Source organism: Tenacibaculum aquaeponti (assembly GCF_057221555.1).
In genome coordinates this window covers 2,915,176-2,931,186 of sequence record NZ_CM170147.1, presented here as the reverse complement: position 1 = coordinate 2,931,186, position 16,011 = coordinate 2,915,176, and the positions used below count along the sequence as shown (strand labels likewise).

At 29.5% G+C, this 16,011-nt stretch carries 18 protein-coding genes and 2 tRNA genes; 12 read left to right on the top strand and 8 right to left on the bottom strand.

The genetic code is table 11. The annotated features are described in order from the left end of the window. Window positions 1-7: 7 nt before the first annotated feature. The 3 genes from AC2TEO_RS13275 to AC2TEO_RS13265 are packed head-to-tail and all read right to left on the bottom strand — an operon-like array spanning window position 8 to window position 1,818. The gene (locus AC2TEO_RS13275) at window positions 8-394 is read right to left on the bottom strand and encodes a pyrophosphohydrolase domain-containing protein (protein WP_442265292.1); all 387 of its coding nucleotides are present in this window, start codon (window positions 392-394) and stop codon (window positions 8-10) included. An 18-nt stretch (window positions 395-412) separates the two neighbouring features. Further along, a complete protein-coding gene (locus AC2TEO_RS13270) occupies window positions 413-1,093 on the bottom strand; it encodes an HAD family hydrolase (protein ID WP_442265291.1) in 681 nt (226 codons plus the stop codon). A 2-nt stretch (window positions 1,094-1,095) separates the two neighbouring features. Beyond that, the gene (locus tag AC2TEO_RS13265) at window positions 1,096-1,818 is read right to left on the bottom strand and encodes an SDR family NAD(P)-dependent oxidoreductase (protein WP_442265290.1); all 723 of its coding nucleotides are present in this window, start codon (window positions 1,816-1,818) and stop codon (window positions 1,096-1,098) included. A gap of 31 nt (window positions 1,819-1,849) precedes the next feature. Here AC2TEO_RS13265 and AC2TEO_RS13260 point away from each other — a divergent pair, with 31 nt between their 5' ends. Then, window positions 1,850-2,095 (top strand): hypothetical protein, encoded by a 246-nt coding sequence (locus AC2TEO_RS13260; protein ID WP_442265289.1) that lies wholly within the window; start codon window positions 1,850-1,852, stop codon window positions 2,093-2,095. On the opposite strand, the gene AC2TEO_RS13255 is transcribed toward AC2TEO_RS13260, so the two are convergent. Further along, window positions 2,092-3,021 (bottom strand): ion channel, encoded by a 930-nt coding sequence (locus AC2TEO_RS13255; protein ID WP_442265288.1) that lies wholly within the window; start codon window positions 3,019-3,021, stop codon window positions 2,092-2,094. The genes AC2TEO_RS13260 and AC2TEO_RS13255 overlap by 4 nt on opposite strands. 9 nt (window positions 3,022-3,030) lie before the next feature. After that, on the bottom strand, window positions 3,031-3,591 hold the full coding sequence (locus tag AC2TEO_RS13250; protein WP_442265287.1) for a DNA-3-methyladenine glycosylase I: 561 nt from the start codon (window positions 3,589-3,591) through the stop codon (window positions 3,031-3,033). Window positions 3,592-3,686: 95 nt separating this feature from the next. Between AC2TEO_RS13250 and AC2TEO_RS13245 the strand changes: the two genes are divergently transcribed. The 3 genes from AC2TEO_RS13245 (at window position 3,687) to sppA (ending at window position 8,034) form a co-directional block, all read left to right on the top strand. Further along, a complete protein-coding gene (locus tag AC2TEO_RS13245; protein ID WP_442265286.1) occupies window positions 3,687-5,747 on the top strand; it encodes a protein-disulfide reductase DsbD family protein in 2,061 nt (686 codons plus the stop codon). A gap of 76 nt (window positions 5,748-5,823) precedes the next feature. Then, window positions 5,824-6,234, top strand: a complete 411-nt coding sequence (locus AC2TEO_RS13240; protein ID WP_442265285.1) for a DUF6146 family protein — start codon at window positions 5,824-5,826, stop codon at window positions 6,232-6,234. 48 nt (window positions 6,235-6,282) lie between these two features. After that, a complete protein-coding gene (gene sppA / locus AC2TEO_RS13235) occupies window positions 6,283-8,034 on the top strand; it encodes a signal peptide peptidase SppA (RefSeq protein ID WP_442265284.1) in 1,752 nt (583 codons plus the stop codon). Between the two features lie 419 nt (window positions 8,035-8,453). Here sppA and AC2TEO_RS13230 read toward each other — a convergent pair whose 3' ends face one another. Together AC2TEO_RS13230 and metK are read right to left on the bottom strand one after the other, a co-directional pair. Further along, window positions 8,454-9,212: a hypothetical protein gene (locus AC2TEO_RS13230; RefSeq protein WP_442265283.1), complete on the bottom strand. Its 759-nt coding sequence runs from the start codon at window positions 9,210-9,212 to the stop codon at window positions 8,454-8,456. 98 nt (window positions 9,213-9,310) lie between these two features. Further along, a complete protein-coding gene (metK, locus tag AC2TEO_RS13225) occupies window positions 9,311-10,564 on the bottom strand; it encodes a methionine adenosyltransferase (RefSeq protein WP_442265282.1) in 1,254 nt (417 codons plus the stop codon). Between the two features lie 286 nt (window positions 10,565-10,850). On the opposite strand from metK, the gene trxA reads away from it, so the two are divergent. The 5 genes from trxA to AC2TEO_RS13200 all read left to right on the top strand — a co-directional run bounded on the left by trxA (window position 10,851) and on the right by AC2TEO_RS13200 (window position 13,385). Further along, the gene (gene trxA / locus AC2TEO_RS13220) at window positions 10,851-11,168 is read left to right on the top strand and encodes a thioredoxin (RefSeq protein ID WP_299677588.1); all 318 of its coding nucleotides are present in this window, start codon (window positions 10,851-10,853) and stop codon (window positions 11,166-11,168) included. 66 nt (window positions 11,169-11,234) lie between these two features. Further along, window positions 11,235-12,161, top strand: coding sequence for a DUF58 domain-containing protein (locus AC2TEO_RS13215; RefSeq protein ID WP_442265281.1), 927 nt, complete (start codon window positions 11,235-11,237; stop codon window positions 12,159-12,161). Window positions 12,162-12,227: 66 nt separating this feature from the next. Continuing rightward, a tRNA-Asp gene (locus tag AC2TEO_RS13210) sits at window positions 12,228-12,301 on the top strand. A gap of 122 nt (window positions 12,302-12,423) precedes the next feature. Next, a tRNA-Asp gene (locus tag AC2TEO_RS13205) sits at window positions 12,424-12,497 on the top strand. Window positions 12,498-12,629: 132 nt separating this feature from the next. Beyond that, window positions 12,630-13,385 carry a ThiF family adenylyltransferase gene (locus AC2TEO_RS13200; RefSeq protein ID WP_442265280.1) on the top strand — a complete coding sequence of 252 codons (756 nt, stop codon included), beginning with the start codon at window positions 12,630-12,632 and terminating at the stop codon, window positions 13,383-13,385. Here the strand turns inward: AC2TEO_RS13200 and AC2TEO_RS13195 are convergent. Beyond that, a complete protein-coding gene (locus tag AC2TEO_RS13195) occupies window positions 13,382-14,140 on the bottom strand; it encodes a response regulator transcription factor (protein WP_442265279.1) in 759 nt (252 codons plus the stop codon). The two genes, AC2TEO_RS13200 and AC2TEO_RS13195, sit on opposite strands and share 4 nt — an antisense overlap. A gap of 164 nt (window positions 14,141-14,304) precedes the next feature. Between AC2TEO_RS13195 and AC2TEO_RS13190 the strand changes: the two genes are divergently transcribed. The 3 genes from AC2TEO_RS13190 (at window position 14,305) to AC2TEO_RS13180 (ending at window position 15,999) form a co-directional block, all read left to right on the top strand. Further along, window positions 14,305-14,985: a hypothetical protein gene (locus AC2TEO_RS13190; protein WP_442265278.1), complete on the top strand. Its 681-nt coding sequence runs from the start codon at window positions 14,305-14,307 to the stop codon at window positions 14,983-14,985. 129 nt (window positions 14,986-15,114) lie between these two features. Continuing rightward, complete coding sequence (locus AC2TEO_RS13185) at window positions 15,115-15,348, top strand: hypothetical protein (RefSeq protein WP_442265277.1); 234 nt, start codon at window positions 15,115-15,117, stop codon at window positions 15,346-15,348. Window positions 15,349-15,423: 75 nt separating this feature from the next. Continuing rightward, window positions 15,424-15,999 (top strand): hypothetical protein, encoded by a 576-nt coding sequence (locus tag AC2TEO_RS13180; RefSeq protein ID WP_442265276.1) that lies wholly within the window; start codon window positions 15,424-15,426, stop codon window positions 15,997-15,999. The last annotated feature ends 12 nt before the right edge of the window (window positions 16,000-16,011 follow it).

Here is a 16,011-nt window from a genome sequence, read left to right as displayed (position 1 = left end):
AATTGTTTTATTTTTCTAGAATAGCTTTAATATCTGGTTTAAAATAATCTGGTCCTTTCATTACTTTTCCATCCTCTCTATAAATAGGGTTTCCTTCTTTGTCTAATTTACTCATATTACTTCTTTGAATCTCATTAAAAACCTCATCAATTTTATATTGCATTCCGTGCTCTATTATTGTACCACACAAAATATATAGCATATCGCCTAAAGCATCAGCGGTTTCAACTAAATTGTTATTTTGTACAGCTTCTAAATACTCTTCATTTTCTTCTTTCATTAAATTGAAACGAAGTAATTTTCTATCATCACCAATATCAACTTTGGGACTTTCATTTATTCCTAAACCAAAAGCTGTATGAAACTCTTTTACTGCTTTAATTTTATTTTTCATTTAATTTGATTCTTGTTTTTAGTTTATTTTAAATATTTCTTCTGCTTTATTCAGATCGAAGCTTGTCCAATCTTCAACATGATACAATACATTTTGTTTTCTAAAATCTTCAACATTTCTCTTATTTACTCCTACAAAGTGTAAACCTAAATTTTCTGCAGTTGTAACATCCCATAAACCATCACCAAAAGATATAATGTGATCGAAATTTGTTACCCCATAATATTTCTTTGCTTTATCTATTGCTGAAGAAACAATTCCTTCTCTTGTATAAATTTGGTTTGAAGTTTCTAAAACTTCTTCAGAAAATAATATTCCTGCTTGTTTTAACTTTAATAATGCAGGCTGAAACAATGATCCTGTAGCAAAACAAACTCCGTAAACGGTTTCTTTCTCAAAAAAATCTACAATATTTTTTGCTCCTAAAACCTCCTTCGAATCTTGATAAGTAATAAAATGATCTGTCATTACTTTTTCGAAATCTTCAAGTAATTCTAAAGAGAAATCTTTTTGAAAAACTCTTTCAAAGTTTTTTTTAACGATATAACTATCTGTAGCATTAGCATAATTTCTCCAATCTGTATCTACATTTTTAATCCCCATATTATCCATAGCAAAAAGCAATGAATCTGTATGTTTTTTTTCACTACTTGTTAATGTATCATCGATATCAAAAACAATTAAATTCTTTTTTTTCATTCTTAAATTACTTTTTTAAGTAACCAACTTGGTGTTAATTTTAAAGCGAAAGCAATAATACGCCAACGTTTAGAAATATAAGCCACTCTTTTCTTTCTTTTTATGGCTTGAAATATTTGTTCTGTGGCTTTTTCAAGAGATACCATCCAAAATATTCCATCTCCTAAAGCCATAGCTGTATCTACAAAACCAGGACGAATATCTGTTATAAAGACTTGTTTACTTTTTATTGTTTTGGTTTTAATGTAAAGACTTTCTAAATATGCCTTTTGATATGCTTTTGAAGCAAAATATGCTGGCGCTGCTCGATTACCTCTAAGTGAAGCAATGGAAGAAATTCCTACTAAATGCCCATAACCTTGCTCTCTAAATAAATTATAAGTTAAATCGTACAATTTTGTAACTCCTAAGACATTAGTTAAAATAGTTTCCTGTTCTTTATCCCATGCTAAATCTGGATTTACATAACCAACTCCTGAAGATTGAACTACAATATCAATAGCACCAAATTCCTTTACAATTTCTAAAAAAACTCTCTCTACTTCATTTATTTCCTGAATATCATTTTGTTTAATTAGTATTTTTTCTGGGTACTTTGCTTTTATCTCTTCTAACTTCACCAATCTTCGTCCAGTAATTGCAACTTTACAGCCTTCTTTAACAAACAAATCGACTAAAACTTTACCTATACCTGATGTTGCTCCAAAAATTACTACTTTTTTCATTTATTTAGTACTTTTGTTAAATGTACAAAGAATGTACACACTAATCTATTTAACACATAATTTTATGCTAATTATAGCTTCTAAAATGTTTACAACTGGCAGAATAATTTTTGCTTCACTTTTCCTTATTGCATTTACTGCCTTAATGATTTTTAGTTATAAAAAAGACGCTAAGAATAATAAAAAGTATTATCAAAATGCTGCTATTTATGTTGCTATTGGAATTATAGTAACCATAGGACTTTTATTTCTTTCAAAATATTTAGTGAAAGGTTAGAGTTTTTCCACATCACTTAATTTATCATGATCTAAAACCGTGTAACCTTCTTCATTAAAACTTGAAGAGGGCGCGTATTTCACATCAATTTCTACTTGTGAAAACTTGTAAGATGTTGCTTGATATACTGTTTGACCAAATGATTCTTCGTGATATTGAATTAATATATATAAACCAGCGTCTAAATTTTTAATTTCTTCGTTAGATAAATCATATAACGGACTTTTTTTATCAATAATGTGAACTACTGTCCACACTGTTGGCAAATACATAATCTTATTGCGTTCTAAATCTAAAGCGAAAAAACTTCTTTTATACTGACCGCTTTCATCTTTATGATTTAAAGATAATGTTACAGTTACTTTTGGTTCAATCATTATTGTTTTTCGGCTATTCATTAATCGAAACATTAAGGCTCTACCTCCATTAAACTCTCTAACGATTAAATTCTTACTGAAACGAATAGCTGCTTTAGGCCTAGAAAATCGACCATAAAGTAATCCAGTTACAAAAGCGAAACTCACCAAACCAATTAAAGCCTCAAAGGCAGCAATAACATTAGCTGTTAATCCTTTCGGAGCAATCCCTCCGTAGCCAACAGTTGTTAATGTTTGTGCACTAAAGAAAAAACCATTTAAAAAATCTCTAAATGCATTTCCTGTAGAGGGAGTTATTTGTTCTATACCAATTAATGTATATACTATTCCAAAAAAAACATTTAGCATCGTATAACTTAGAACCACAATAATAGAAAACTGAATCCAAGATAAACTGATAAAAAAACTATATAAATCATCAACACCAAACTTACGATTGATGTGAATAATATTAGAACTTCCATCTTTATTGATAGTTCCTTTTACATTTTTAGCTGATTTATAACCAAATCCTGGATCTTTAGTTTTTTTAGCCATTATCTTTAACATATTATTCTTTTAAACTTCATTATACTTGAAACAATCTGTTGTATGATCGTTTACCATACCTGTAGCTTGCATAAAAGCATAAATAATTGTTGATCCTACAAATTTAAAACCTCTTTTTTTAAGTGCTTTTGATATTTCATCTGACAAAGGTGTGGTTGCAGGAACCTCTTCTCTAGTTTTAAAATTATTTTTTATTGGTTTTCCATTAAAAAAAGCCCAAATATATTTAGAAAAAGAACCATACTCCTTTTGAACTTCCATAAAAGCTTTAGCATTAGTTATTGCAGCTTTTATTTTTAATTTATTCCTTATGATCCCTTCATTTACTACTAATTCATTGAATTTATCTTCGTTATAATTTGCTATTTTCTTATAATCAAAACCATCAAAAGCTTCTCTAAAATTCTCTCTCTTTTTCAAAATGGTAATCCAACTTAAACCCGCTTGAAAAGACTCTAAAAGTAAAAATTCAAATAATGTTTCATCATCGTAAACAGGACCCCCCCATTCTTTATCATGATATTCAATATATAATGGATCATTACTAACCCAAAAGCAACGTTTTTTCATTGTTAAAATTTGTTTTAAATTTAACAAAAACAGGAACAAGTCTATTATTTGAAAAAAGTTATTTTTACAAATCGTAGCTACAAATTTAAAACACAATGAAAAAAGTCTTTTTTCTATTCACTATATTAATTAGTTATATTGGTTTTTCGCAAATCCTAGATCCAGTAAAATGGAAAACTAAAACTGAAAAAATATCTGATAACGAATACTATTTAATTTCTACTGCCACTATTGATGATGGATGGCACTTATACGCACAAGACATTCCTAAAGGAGGACCAAGACCAACAATATTTTCTTTTACTCCTAACGATAGTTACGAACTTATGGGAAAAACTTCAGAAGAGAAAGGTATTACAGAAGATGACAAAGTGTTTAAAATGCAAATTAAGTACTTTGCCAATAAAGCTACATTCAAACAAAAAATACGTTTACTTAAAGAAGACGCTAAAATTGAAGCTAATGTTCAATTTATGGTCTGTAATGATACTCGTTGTTTGCCCCCTCGATCTGAAGATTTAACTTTCTTCACTTCTGAAAAAAGTAAAGCTTCTGCTGTTAATAAAGTAGCTAAAGTAGCAGATTTAAGTGACGATGAAGCTAACACAATACTATACGGCTTATCTAGCAAAGACATTAGAGAACCTTCTGTTGATTTAAATGCTGTGGGAGTAACAAATGAGAATGCTACTATTGAGAAAAAAAATGACAACTCTTCTTTATTTAGTATTTTCGGTTTAGGTTTTTTAGGAGGTTTACTTGCATTATTAACTCCTTGTGTTTTCCCTATGATTCCTCTTACAGTTAGCTTTTTCACTAAAAAAGACAGCTCTAAAAGCTCTGGAATTTCTAAAGCACTTTTATATGGATTCTTTATTTTGGCCGTATACTTATTACTAAGTGTTCCTTTCCATCTATTAGACTCTATTAATCCTGATATTTTAAATGAAATTTCCACTAACGTTTGGCTTAACGTTATCTTCTTTATTGTATTTGTCTTCTTTGCTGGATCATTTTTTGGTTTTTATGAACTTACATTACCTAGTAGCTGGACTAATAGAACTACTGAAGGAGAAAATTCTGGAGGAATAATAGGAATATTTTTTATGGCTTTAACTTTAGCTATAGTTTCATTTTCATGTACTGGGCCAATTTTAGGTTCTTTACTTGCAGGGTCTTTATCTTCTGATGGTGGTGCTTGGCAATTAACTTCCGGGATGGCTGGTTTTGGAGTTGCATTAGGACTTCCTTTTACTCTTTTTGCAATGTTCCCGAACATGTTAAAATCACTACCTAAATCTGGTGGTTGGATGACAACTGTTAAAGTTGTTTTAGGTTTCTTAGAATTAGCCTTGGCATTTAAATTTTTATCTAATGCCGATTTAGTAGCACACTGGAATATTTTAAAAATTGAACCTTTCTTAATTTTATGGATCTTGATTTTCGCTGGTTTAGCTTTATATCTATTTGGGTTAATTAAATTTCCGCATGATTCTCCTTTTCAAAAAATTGGTTTCTCTAGAATAACTTTTGGAATTTTAGTAGCTGCTTTTACAGTTTATTTAGCTTCAGGATTTATGGTAAATAAAGAGACAAAAACTTTTTCGTCTTTATCTCTTTTAAGTGGTTTAGCTCCACCTGTGGGTTATAGTTATATATACCCTAACGAGTGTCCTAATAATTTAACTTGTTTTAAAGATTTAAAAGAAGGTTTAGCTTACGCTAAAAAAACAAATAAACCTATCATGTTAGACTTTACAGGTTATGCCTGTGTAAACTGTAGAAAAATGGAAGAACATGTATGGCCTGCAGAAAAAATAGATAATGTATTACGAAACGACTATGTTTTAATATCTCTTTATGTTGATGACAAAAAAGAACTTCCTAAAGAAGAACAAATTATAGTGAATAGAGTTAATGGAGGTACAAGACAACTTTCTAACTACGGGCATAAATGGTCGCATTTTCAAACTGTTTTCTTTAAAACTAATACACAACCTTATTATGTTTTATTAAGCTCTGATGGAAAACAAATTTTAAACACACCTGTTGGCTACACACCTAACGAAGATGAATACTTTAATTGGTTACAAGATGGAAAAGAGAAATCTAAAAACACATTAAATAACTTATTTAACCAAGTAGAATTTAACTAATAACAAAATATTAACGAATTAAAAATTAAAGACATCTTCTTAATTTTCGTATCTTATAAGGTAAATTGATTTTTGTATGAAAACTAAATTCTATTATATCTTTTTAGGACTAGCGATTTTTCTTTTTATAGGTAATTGTAATACTCCAAAAAAAATTTCTAATTCAGAAATAAAGGAAGAACCTGTTGTAATTAAAAATGATAGCTTAGAATATGAAATTATAATTCTTGATATCGGTTTTAATCAATATTTAAATACAATAGCTCAACCTGTTGGTTATTATACACAAGCTTATTTAGAAAACAGAAATCGTTTTTTAGTTCCAATTTGGAATTCTAGAGTTTCAGATCCAACGAGATTTAATCCTAATATTTATCAGAATATTATAGATTATAATGCAAATATTAATTATGGATACGACGTAAATTACAAACTCTTTAATTACTTTCAATTTGCTCAACGAAAGTACCGCATGACGTTGAGATAATTAACCACCTTAAAAAGCGTATATTTGCACGCAATTATTATTAATAAAATGAATTTTTTACGAAACTTATTAGCCGCTATTTTAGGTTTTTTTATTAGCCTATTTTTAATTTTTATTTTGTTTATCGGTATAGCTTCTTTAGCTGGAAAACAAGAAACTGTAGTTGTTAAACCAAATTCGATTTTAGAATTAGATTTAACTTCTATTGTTAAAGATTATGCTCCTGACGAAAAGAACCCAATTTTAGAGGCTTTAGAATTAGATAATACTAAATTAGCTTTAAATAAAATCTTCAACGCATTAGACAACGCCCAATTAGACAACAACATTAAAGGAATCAGTTTAAATTCAACTTTTGTAAATGCTGGTTTTGCCCAAACTCAAGCCTTGAGAAAAAAGTTAGAAGAATTTAAAGAATCAGGAAAATTCATTTATGCTTATAACGATGTATATACTCAAAAAAACTACTATTTAAGTTCTGTAGCCGATAGTGTTTATTTAAATCCTGTTGGACAAATAGACTTCACTGGTTTATCTACTGAAATTTTATATTATAAAGATTTTGAAGATAAGTACGGAGTAAAAATGGAAGTTATAAGACATGGTAAATATAAAAGTGCTGTTGAACCTTACTTAGACAACAAAATGAGTGAAGCTAACCGTGAACAAACAACTTCTTTCTTAAAGTCTATTTGGTCTGAAATCACTGCAGATATTAGTAAATCTAGAAAAATAACTGAAGAAGAAGTTAACAGTATAGCTGATAATTCTAAAGGTAGAAATGCTGAATTAGCAAAAACAAATAAACTTATAGATAATTTTATTTATCAAGATGAGTATGAAGAGAAGTTAAAAGCTGCTGTAGAAGATGGTAAATACGCTACAATATCTATTCAAGACTATATTAAGTCTGGAAAAGGCAGAAAAACTTCATTAGCAAAAGACCGAATAGCTGTTATTTACGCTCAAGGTCAAATTATGTACGGACAAGGAAATGAAGATGTTATTGGTCAAGGAATTATTAATGAAGCTATCAAAAAAGCTGTTAAAGACAAAAACGTTAAGGCAATTGTTTTACGCGTAAACTCTCCTGGTGGAAGTGCATTAGCGTCTGATTTAATTTGGAGAGAATTAGAATTAGCCAGAAAAGAAAAACCTTTGGTAGTATCTATGGGTAATTTAGCAGCTTCTGGTGGATATTATATCGCTTGTAACGCAGATTTGATTGTAGCAGAACCTACAACTATTACTGGCTCTATTGGTGTATTTGGCGCACTACCAAATGCTTACGAACTTTCTAAGAAAATGGGAATAAATGCAGAGCAAGTTTCAACTAATAAAAGTGCTCAGTACAGTCTTTTTGAACCAATGAATAAAAAGTTTTACGACGTTACCAAAGAAGGTGTTGAACAAATTTACAAGACATTTGTTAATAGAGTAGCTCAAGGAAGAAAAATGACTTTTGAACAAGTAGACGCAGTTGCACAAGGTAGAGTTTGGTCTGGAAAAGAAGCTATCTCAAAAGGTTTAGTTGATGAATTAGGTGGATTAGATCATGCTATTAATGCTGCAGCCCAACTAGCTGAGTTAAACAAAGGTTATCGCATTAAAAACTTCCCTAACTACAAAACAGACTATAAAGAAATGTTTAAATTCTCTCCCTTTGGAAAAGTAAACAAACAAGAAATTTTGAGAAAAGCACTTGGAGATGAGAGTTATCGTTTATTTAATGAGATTAACCAATTAAAAAACTTAAAAGGAATTCAAGCTAGAATGCCTTACATTATCAACATAAAATAAACGTCTTTTTCTTTTTTAAACAAAATAGAATCAAAAAGAGCTACATATTTAATGTAGCTCTTTTTCTTTTTTTTTAGTATTTTAATGTTTGATAGCATAACTAGCAGCTTTCCCCGACTCTGCTAAAGCTTTCAAAACTATTCTATAAAATACTCTAATTCTAATAAGTAAAATTTTCCCCATGATTTTATAATTTTATAATCCCCTTTGATTAATTCTATTACAAAAATACATTAACAAAACAACAGAGAGTTTAAAATTTGTAACACAACACAAAACCCAAAAAAATACTGATAAACAACATATTAGATGTTTCAGGACTTCTATTTGTAACATCTTTAAAGATTTGAATTTAACTTAAACAAAAAAAGGTGAGAAAATTAATTTCCTCACCTTTTAAATAGTTTATAATATATTTTCTAATTGTAGGAAAAATTAATCGCAACTGTTTCTGAAGAAGATCTCGCATTTAATACTGCAATTGCATTAATCGGATAATTATCTTGATCATAAGTATAACTAATATCAATTGAAGCCTCTACACCTCCATTTTCATTCTTATAAACAAACTTTACAGGATTGTTCATAGGCAATAACTGACTTGCCTTAATAATTTCTGAAGCTTGAGCATTCATACTAAAATCTAATTGAACTTTATCTAAAATATCAATAATACCAGCAGCTTTTAAAGTATAAAAATACATATTAGGAGCATCATCGTAGATAATTTCTGCCGTTAAACTAATAGTTTCATATTGCCCTGTATTGTAATTATAAACCTGATCTTCAAAAGAAATTTGAGAAGGGTTTCTATTATCATCATAACTTACAACTTGTCCTAATTCATAAGCATTAAATGGTGATTGAAACAATTCTTCTAGATTTAATGTTTCATTAAGTCCTTGAGCAGAAACATTTAATAAATCACCTGTATTTGTATATTGAATAGAGCTTGTTTCATTTCTAGACACACCTGTAATTCCTGTTAATTTATTGTTTCCATCATATGAAAAACTTACAGAAATATCTTCTCCGTTCTGATTCGATGAAATTTTCTTTAATCTTTTTTCTGCAACATCTTGATTCATGTCATCAAAATCATCAGAAACTGAATTACTACAACTTGTAGCTAAAATAGAAAGTGTTAAAATCGATAAAAAATAATTGATTTTTTTCATAGTTAATAATTTTATAATTGGTACACAAATAAACAAAAAAAGTCTAGAAAACTTTGTGTAATCTAGACTTTTAACGTTATAGTAATGTCAAATTATTTTTATAAGCTAAAAGCTCTTTTTACTTGATCTATATAATCTAATTTTTCCCAAGTAAATAATTCTACATCTAATGTTTTTTCTTCACCATTTGGTTGAACAAATGTTTTAGACACTATTTCATTTACTCTTCCCATATGACCATAGGCAGCAGTTTCACTGTACATTGGAGTTCTAAGCTTTAACCTTGATTCAATTGCATGAGGTCTCATATCAAAAATCTCAGATACCTTATTCGCAATTTCACCATCATTTAAATCTACTTTTGAAGTTCCATAAGTATCTACAAAAATCCCCATTGGCTCAACAACCCCAATCGCATAAGAAACTTGAACTAAAACCTCATCTGCAACTCCTGCAGCAACTAAGTTTTTAGCGATGTGACGTGTAGCATAAGCTGCACTTCTATCTACTTTACTTGGATCTTTTCCTGAAAAAGCTCCACCACCGTGAGCTCCTTTTCCTCCATAAGTATCAACGATAATTTTTCTTCCAGTTAAACCTGTATCTCCATGAGGTCCACCAATAACAAATTTTCCTGTAGGATTAATATGATATTTGATATCATCGTTAAATAACTTTTGAATACTCTCTGGTAATTTAGCTATTACTCTTGGAATTAAAATATTTTTGATATCCTCTCTAATCTTATCTAACATTGTAGCATCGTCTCCAAAATCATCATGCTGTGTAGAAACCACAATTGCTTCAATTCTTTGTGGCACATTATCATCTGAATACTCAATAGTTACCTGACTTTTAGCATCTGGCCTTAAATAAGAAATATCTTTTCCTTCTCTTCTTAACTCTGCTAATTCTTTTAAAATTAAGTGAGATAAATCTAAAGCTAAAGGCATATAGTTTTCAGTTTCATTAGTCGCATAACCGAACATCATACCTTGATCTCCTGCACCTTGCTCTTCTTTCTTAGCTCTATCTACACCTCTATTGATATCATCTGACTGTTCATGAATTGCAGAAAATACTCCACAAGAATTTCCATCGAACATATATTCGCTCTTAGTGTAACCAATCTTATTAATTACATTTCTAGCGATTTTTTGAACATCTAAATAAATATTAGACTTCACCTCACCTGCTAAAACTACCTGACCAGTAGTCACTAAAGTTTCACAAGCAACTTTAGATTCTGGATCGAAGGCTAAAAAATTATCAATTAATGCATCACTAATTTGATCTGCAACTTTATCTGGATGTCCTTCAGATACACTCTCTGATGTGAAAAAATATGGCATGTTATCTTTTTTTCGTTTTGAATTAATAAACTTTTTCTGAGGAAGTTGTCGTAAAATATAGCAAACATTACTGTTTTAGCATTTTTTTACGAGGTCGCAATCAGAACAAATCTTTCCTCAAAAAAATCAGCGTCAAATTTAATATATATATATTCATTTTTAAAATTTATCTCCGTTAATATTTACAAAATCAATTGATACATAAGAAAAACCAATTTAAACACTATTGAAAAAAGTGAAATAAATTATTACATTTGTAGTTAATAAATACATAAAAGACAAAAGAATGGCATTAGAAATTACAGATACATCATTTGAAGAAGTAGTATTAAAATCTGACAAACCTGTTTTAGTTGATTTTTGGGCTACTTGGTGTGGGCCATGTAGAATGGTTGGACCTATCATAGATGAGATTAGTAGCGAATATGAAGGTAGAGCTGTTGTTGGTAAAGTAGATGTAGATGCTAACCAAGAATTTGCAGCTAAGTACGGAGTTAGAAATATTCCTACTGTATTAGTTTTTAAAAATGGTGAAGTTGTAGCTAAGCAAGTTGGTGCTGCTCCTAAGAAAGCATATACTGACAAAATTGATGCTGCACTATAAATTTTATAGAAAAATTAAATAAAAAAGGTTTGACGATCGTCAAACCTTTTTTATTTTTAAAAACTTATGAGTATACAACTTTCATCTCTTCAATCTTCAGAAATAAAAAATTTAGAACTTCTTGCGAAACAAGTTGTAGAAGGTTTTATAACAGGAATGCATAAAAGTCCGTTTCATGGTTTCTCTGTGGAATTCTCTGAACATAAACTTTACAACAAAGGAGAAAACACTAGACATATTGACTGGAAACTTTTTGCTAAAACAGAAAAACTATACACTAAGAAATATGAAGAGGAAACTAATTTAAGGTGCCATATCATTATAGATAACTCTTCATCGATGCATTATCCGATTAAGCAAGTTCAAAAATTTGATGATCTTAACAAAATTGGATTTTCTTGTGTGGCTGCTGCTTCATTAATTGAAATCTTAAAAAAACAAAGAGATGCAGTTGGCTTGAGTATTTACTCTGACACATATGAATTTTACGCTCCTGAGAAAGGAAGCGAACGTCATAGAAAACTCATTATTAATGAATTAGAAAAAACATTAACTTCAAAAACTAATTCAAAGTCAACAGATACATATAAATATCTTCATGAAATTGCAGAAAAGATTCACCGTAGGTCTTTAATTTTTGTTTTTACTGATATGTTTCAAACCAATAAAAATCAAGAAGAATTATTTAATGCACTGAGACATTTAAAGTACAACAAACATGAAGTTGTGTTATTTCATACTTACGATAAAAAGTTAGAATTAGATTTTGATTTTGAAGATGGACCTAAAAAGTTTGTTGATATAGAAACTAATCAAGAAATAAACCTTTATCCTGATACAGTTAAAGACAATTATAAAAAACAGACGGAATTATTTTTTAATGATTTAAAAAACGAATGTTTGCAATATAAAATTAATTATGTGCCTGTTAATATTCATGATGGATACAATTCTATTTTAACAAGCTATTTAATTAGCAGAAAGAAAATGTAATTTTTTTAAAAAAAGTTTTTGCAGAAATGAAAAAAGATTATATATTTGCACCCGCAATAAGGCAACGGTCTGGTAGTTCAGCTGGTTAGAATACATGCCTGTCACGCATGGGGTCGCGGGTTCGAGTCCCGTCCAGACCGCAAAAGCTTCTCAATTTTGAGAAGCTTTTTTTATACATTAAAATTTTTTCTCTAAACATTTCTTCATAAATACTTTATCAATTTAAAAAAAAATAGTAAGTTTGCACCCGCAATAAGGCAACGGTCTGGTAGTTCAGCTGGTTAGAATACATGCCTGTCACGCATGGGGTCGCGGGTTCGAGTCCCGTCCAGACCGCAAAAAGCTTCTCAATTCTGAGAAGCTTTTTTTATATTTTCAAAATAATTGACTTACTTTTTAAACAACTAAACTTTTGTGTAGTTAACATCTTATTAATTGATAGTACTTTTGACCTAAATCCCAGTAAAAATGAATGAACGATACATTAGAAATAGATTATATTTAAATAGCCAAGAGCAAGAGATCATTAAAAATTGTTCAGTTATTCTTGGTGGATCTGGGATAGGAAGTGTAATAGCCGAATGTGCATTACGATTAGGTTTTGAGAAAATAACCATTATAGACGGAGACCAAGTAGAATACTCTAATTTAAATCGTCAAAATTACACGGAAAAAGATATTTCAATAGACAAAGTAGAAGCAATTAAAAACAGATTATTAAGCATTAACTCTAATGCTGAAATTAATGTATTTAATGAATTTATTACAGAAGATAATATAAAAGGATGTATAGAAGGTCATCAAATTGCGATTAACGCTTTAGACTTTTCTTCAGACATCCCTTTATTATTTGACGAAATTTGTCAAGAAAACAACATACCTGTACTTCACCCTTACAATTTAGGTTGGGGCGGTTTAGTAACTGTGATATCTCCTAAAGGATTATCTTTAAAAACCCTTAAACGTGTAAATGAAGATTTTAACGAAGTTAACGTAGTGAAATACGCTACTAGTTATCTAAAATTTTGGGGTAACCCACACGATTGGATTGAAGAAATCCTTGAAAAATACATTAACGAAAAAGAGCCTTTACCTCCACCACAGCTTTCTATAGCATCATGGACAGTAGCAGCAATGTGTACACATCTTTTATTTAACATTGCAACCGGTAAAGAGCACAAAGAATTTCCTGAGTTTTATTTATCTACAATTATGAATAACTAGATTAATCTATTGTTTGTAGCATAAGCAATTGCTTCAGAGATATTAACTACTTCTAGTTTGTCAAATAACTTTCTTCTATGAAATTTTACAGTATCTGGAGATACAAAAATTGCTTCTGCAATCTCATTTATAGTGTAACCCCTAATAGAATATCTTAAAATTTCACTTTCTCTACTAGTTAATTTTATCTTCTCTGTAGTTTTCCAAAAGTCTCCCTCAAGATCATATTTGAAAATTTTATTATCCCCTTTTTTGTAAACTTTAATATTCCCCGAGTTTTGTTCAGCCGATAACGATATTATACATAAAGCTTTCCATATTTTCCCATCATTAGTTAAAAACAAAGGAGTTAATTTCTGATTAATCAAAATTATTTTCCCTTCGTTATTCTTTAAATGAAAATCATAAGAAATAGTATAATTCTTTCGTTCCTCTACCGGTAGCTTCTCATAAAAATCGAAACCTATAGTATTAATCTTTAATAAGAGATCTAAATCTGGTTCAGTAACATACTTGAAATAAAAAGCGTACCCCATCTTTTCCACTTCCTCTGCTGTATGTCCACATAAAAAAAGTGGATTATCTGAAACATATTCAAAACCTTTTTTTTCATAATCTATAATATAGATACTTTTATAGGTAGTCCTAGCAAAAGCCTTTACTGGTTCCAGATAGTCAACCGTTTGATTTTGATCTTCATCTGAAATTTCGTTAACGGTATTTTTGCTGTAAAAAAAATCATTAACATTTGCCATATATAGAAGGTTGGTTAGTATTTTCCAAATATAAATCTTTTTTTTATTTCACAATTTTCAAAACTACACTTTTGTGTAGTTTTCAGTAAATCAACATATTACTACACTTGAGTGTAACAAAACTGCTTCAATCTCTAGATAGTTTTAAGGTAAAATATTCAATTATGATACCATCTAAAAACTATTTACAGAAACTAGAAATACATCAAATAATAGAATTAGCAGAGTTTATTGTTCATGAAAACTACAATCATCACACCAATGAAACTCTACCTGAAAATCATACAGATGACATCAACTCTATCTATTATGAAGAACTAAACTATTATAATAATTCTGAAATTTTTGTATCTAAAGATATCATAGGCAGTATAAACGGAGCTATTCGAGTTTTAAAATGGAATTTTAAAGATATTTTACCCATTCAAAAGATATTTGGTATTAATCCATTTTTAGCAGTTAAGAATGACTCTATAAATAACATATTTCATATTGGTCGTTTTGCAATCAAAAAAAATGTTGGAGATATTAATTTATTTAAAAAATTAATGGTTTGCGCCATAGCTCCAGTTTGTGAACATGAAAATAATGTTGCATTTGCAGAATGTGATAGTAAATTATTAAGAGTATTGCGTTTATTAGGTATAAAAGCAGAAATAATAGGCAGACCTATACACTATTTAGGGTCAGAAACTATACCAGTAGCATTACCATATAAGGGACTAATAGACTTCTATAATAAAAATAAATCATTAGTAACAATAAACACTACTGAGGACAACTCTCAATTACTACCCAAAAGTGTAGTTTTCAATAGATTAAACATCAACTACCCTTTTGTGTAGCATCGAAAGAAGAGATTGTTACTACCTTTGAAGTGTAACAAATACCGAAGGCCAGAGGTTAGACCGATGATCAATTAACGTCTCAAAACTATGATTGTTTTTAATTAACCTTTTTTAAATATTATAAACATGAAAAATTTAGTATCAAAATTAATCGGAGGAATCGCTTTAACTGCTTTAGTAATCGGATCTTTAACTACAACTGTAAACGCTCAACCAGTAGACATGAATGATGTAAACATCAATACTGCTGAAAGTTTTGAAGCTTTTGTAGCTGAAAAAGAAGATTGGACTTTTATTTCTAGAGATTTCGTTTACAAAGGATCTAAAGAAACTGCTACTCCTGATAAATCAGAGAACTAAGATTCTTTTAAAAAATAAGGAAGGGTTACAACCGGTAACCTTTTCCTTTTTTTAAACTTTTTAAAATTAAACTCTATGAAGACTTTTAAATACATACTATTAGGATACCTTATTACTCATATTTCTTTTATGTTGATTGTTGGATTTACAAGCTTTACCGAGTTTAAAGACAAAAAATCGTACGAAACATTAAATCCGGTTGGTCAATCAATTGTTGATTTCAGCAGCATATTTGAATGTTCTAAATCTGTAAACGATTTCATATACTTTTATTCAATTTTTACAGGAACAAACAGAGGATATTCCTTTTTTTCACCAAATGTAGCTGAGACAAAAGTAGATATCACTTTTGTTGCTGATGGAAAACGAATTGACTTACCATTACTTACTCAAGAATCTAAATTAAAGTTTGAATGTGCAAACTTGCATTTCAAATCTAATATTTTTAATGAGGAAGAACGGGATGTTATACTGCGCTCCATATCTTCTTATCTTTTCTCTGCTAATCCAACCATTGATAAAATAGATGTTTATTTACACTTAAGTAAATATATGGATCTACAAACAGCAAGAGATTTAGGTTACGGTGTTAAGCGTAAAAGTATATTAGGATTTTCTGCAACAAAAAAGGAGAGAATAGCTAAAAAATAATCAAGTAATAAC

Coding starts and splice junctions, on each gene's coding strand:
- AC2TEO_RS13230 (WP_442265283.1), bottom strand. CDS start 9,212: ATGAAAAAAATCAATTATTTTTTATCGATTTTAACACTTTCTATTTTA.
- AC2TEO_RS13265 (WP_442265290.1), bottom strand. CDS start 1,818: ATGAAAAAAGTAGTAATTTTTGGAGCAACATCAGGTATAGGTAAAGTT.
- AC2TEO_RS13275 (WP_442265292.1), bottom strand. CDS start 394: ATGAAAAATAAAATTAAAGCAGTAAAAGAGTTTCATACAGCTTTTGGT.
- AC2TEO_RS13260 (WP_442265289.1), top strand. CDS start 1,850: ATGTACACACTAATCTATTTAACACATAATTTTATGCTAATTATAGCT.
- metK (WP_442265282.1), bottom strand. CDS start 10,564: ATGCCATATTTTTTCACATCAGAGAGTGTATCTGAAGGACATCCAGAT.
- AC2TEO_RS13270 (WP_442265291.1), bottom strand. CDS start 1,093: ATGAAAAAAAAGAATTTAATTGTTTTTGATATCGATGATACATTAACA.
- AC2TEO_RS13190 (WP_442265278.1), top strand. CDS start 14,305: ATGATACCATCTAAAAACTATTTACAGAAACTAGAAATACATCAAATA.
- AC2TEO_RS13245 (WP_442265286.1), top strand. CDS start 3,687: ATGAAAAAAGTCTTTTTTCTATTCACTATATTAATTAGTTATATTGGT.
- sppA (WP_442265284.1), top strand. CDS start 6,283: ATGAATTTTTTACGAAACTTATTAGCCGCTATTTTAGGTTTTTTTATT.
- AC2TEO_RS13255 (WP_442265288.1), bottom strand. CDS start 3,021: ATGTTAAAGATAATGGCTAAAAAAACTAAAGATCCAGGATTTGGTTAT.
- AC2TEO_RS13215 (WP_442265281.1), top strand. CDS start 11,235: ATGAGTATACAACTTTCATCTCTTCAATCTTCAGAAATAAAAAATTTA.
- AC2TEO_RS13185 (WP_442265277.1), top strand. CDS start 15,115: ATGAAAAATTTAGTATCAAAATTAATCGGAGGAATCGCTTTAACTGCT.
- AC2TEO_RS13200 (WP_442265280.1), top strand. CDS start 12,630: ATGAATGAACGATACATTAGAAATAGATTATATTTAAATAGCCAAGAG.
- AC2TEO_RS13240 (WP_442265285.1), top strand. CDS start 5,824: ATGAAAACTAAATTCTATTATATCTTTTTAGGACTAGCGATTTTTCTT.
- AC2TEO_RS13250 (WP_442265287.1), bottom strand. CDS start 3,591: ATGAAAAAACGTTGCTTTTGGGTTAGTAATGATCCATTATATATTGAA.
- AC2TEO_RS13195 (WP_442265279.1), bottom strand. CDS start 14,140: ATGGCAAATGTTAATGATTTTTTTTACAGCAAAAATACCGTTAACGAA.
- trxA (WP_299677588.1), top strand. CDS start 10,851: ATGGCATTAGAAATTACAGATACATCATTTGAAGAAGTAGTATTAAAA.
- AC2TEO_RS13180 (WP_442265276.1), top strand. CDS start 15,424: ATGAAGACTTTTAAATACATACTATTAGGATACCTTATTACTCATATT.